This window comes from Cypionkella sp. TWP1-2-1b2 (genome assembly GCF_049896245.1).
Taxonomy (GTDB): Bacteria; Pseudomonadota; Alphaproteobacteria; order Rhodobacterales; family Rhodobacteraceae; genus Cypionkella.
Genome location: NZ_JAFCTX010000093.1, coordinates 1 through 1737 on the forward strand (window position 1 = coordinate 1; position 1737 = coordinate 1737).

Genomic DNA, 1737 nt, shown 5'->3' on the forward strand with positions numbered 1-1737 from the left:
ATCGACCCCGCCGCCTGGCCAATCACGGCACCAGACAGGCCGAGGATCGTGCCACCAAAGCCCGCGCCGATCGAGGCACCAGCGGCTGCAAGGAGGATGGAGGCCATCAGATCACCTCGCTGGGCGCGGACGGAAACTGGAACGCAAATGACGCGCGCCGCGACCATGCCGGGGTGAAAGCCTCCTCGACGACCCCCGAGCGGTCATAGGCATGAATTAGGCTGGGGCGGAGCACGCTGGCGCCGAGGATGCCGCAATGCTTGGCGGGAACGCTCGGCGCCATACGAAACAGGATCAGCGTGCCTGGACCAGCCGCATCAAGGGAGATTTCGATGAGTGCAGCCCTGGCGGCTTCGGCCAGAACTTCGCGGCGGCCCGCCTCGCCCCAGTCGCGGGAATAGGGCGGAACCTCCCAGGGCTCGTCGCCATGCAGCGTCCGCCAGATGCCGCGCGCGAGGCCAAGGCAATCGGCGCCGACGCCCTGCACCGACGACTGGTGCAAATAAGGCGTGCCAAGCCAAGAGCGTGCGATGGTCAGAACGGCCGAGGGATCGGCCGGGGTCAACGGGGTGGCAGTCATGTGGAAACCTGTCAGGTAAGGGGCGCACCGTTGTTGGCATCGCCCTGATTTGGATAGCGCAGCACGGCCTCTTCGCCGGGCATGTGGGGGAAACCCCGGAAGTTCACGCCATTGCCGAACTTGGCCGAGCAAGTCGCAAACTGCTTGTCGCAGCCCACCGTGGCGAGGAAAGCATCGCCCAAGGCAATCGGACGCACCGGGGCCTCAAAAAGGGTGATGGCACCACTGGCGAAAGTAGCAATCTCGGCCTTGCGCCCGGCATTTGCGCCGGTTGTCCAACTGATGACGCCCAGCGCAAAGCTGCCATTCGCGAAGCCGCCGAGCGCGACGGCCGTGAAACCCCGACTGCCGGAGAGTGTCGCCACGGTCCCGGTCGCCGACCAAAGTGGCGAGGCGAGGTTCACGTCGCAGCGGGCATCGCCCAGATCGGCATCGCAGGAAAACTGATATGTCCGCCCAACGGTCTGGTTCAGCCAATGCGCCAGGGAGCGCACCTCGGCCACGAAACTGGTTCGCCCGCGCCTGATGTCACCCAAATTGCCGCGCCGCATCAGCACGCGCTGGTCGGTCGAGGCCCAGTTCACCCGCCAGACATCAACCTCGGCATTGTCCCAGCGCCCGTCCAGAATGTCGGTTTCGGTGATGCGATCCGAGGACAAGGCCCCTTCGACATCCTGCGCATCGACCGAGAAATCCTGCGCGGCGCGGATTTCAGAGGGCACAAAGCCGCTCTCCGGCTCAAAGGTGGTGACTGCGAAGGTCAGGGCCAGGTCGTGGTCTGTAAAGCCATAGACCGCACCGTCTCTTCGGGTGATCTTCCAGCACCAGGCCAAAGTGGTGGTGCCAGAATCGAGATGGGCTTGCAGCCCCGAGGGCAAGGATTTCATCGGCGGACCTCGATCAGAGGGATGGAAGTGATCGACCCCAGACGCTCGATGTCGAGCGTGACGGGCAGATCGTCGGTGTCAAACCGCACAGGCACATCGAATTCGAAACCGGCCGTCAGGTTGGCCCCGACCGAGGGTGGGCTGAGGAAGGTCAGGATCCCGGTTGCAATATCAACGGTCCAGCCGGGGGCGGCCCCGGTCCAAGCCGGTTCGCGTAAGCTCGCGCCGAGGATGGTCACGATCTGCCCTGCCGTGCTGTTGCCAGCCCCG

Annotated in this window: 3 protein-coding genes; all 3 read right to left on the bottom strand. The window is 64.8% G+C overall.

From position 1 onward, the window contains the following. Positions 1-106: 106 nt before the first annotated feature. Positions 107-580 carry a peptidase gene (locus ACP7AP_RS24120; protein WP_426038453.1) on the bottom strand — a complete coding sequence of 158 codons (474 nt, stop codon included), beginning with the start codon at positions 578-580 and terminating at the stop codon, positions 107-109. Positions 581-591: 11 nt separating this feature from the next. Beyond that, the gene (locus tag ACP7AP_RS24125) at positions 592-1467 is read right to left on the bottom strand and encodes a DUF2163 domain-containing protein (protein WP_426038455.1); all 876 of its coding nucleotides are present in this window, start codon (positions 1465-1467) and stop codon (positions 592-594) included. Then, positions 1464-1737, bottom strand: a 274-nt coding sequence (locus ACP7AP_RS24130; RefSeq protein ID WP_426038457.1) for a DUF2460 domain-containing protein, incomplete at its 5' end; no start/stop codon positions are given. The genes ACP7AP_RS24125 and ACP7AP_RS24130, both read right to left, overlap by 4 nt.

Bases quoted from the DNA above. Each gene is read 5' to 3' on its own strand.
- ACP7AP_RS24120 (WP_426038453.1), bottom strand. From the start codon at position 580: ATGACTGCCACCCCGTTGACCCCGGCCGATCCCTCGGCCGTTCTGACC.
- ACP7AP_RS24125 (WP_426038455.1), bottom strand. From the start codon at position 1,467: ATGAAATCCTTGCCCTCGGGGCTGCAAGCCCATCTCGATTCTGGCACC.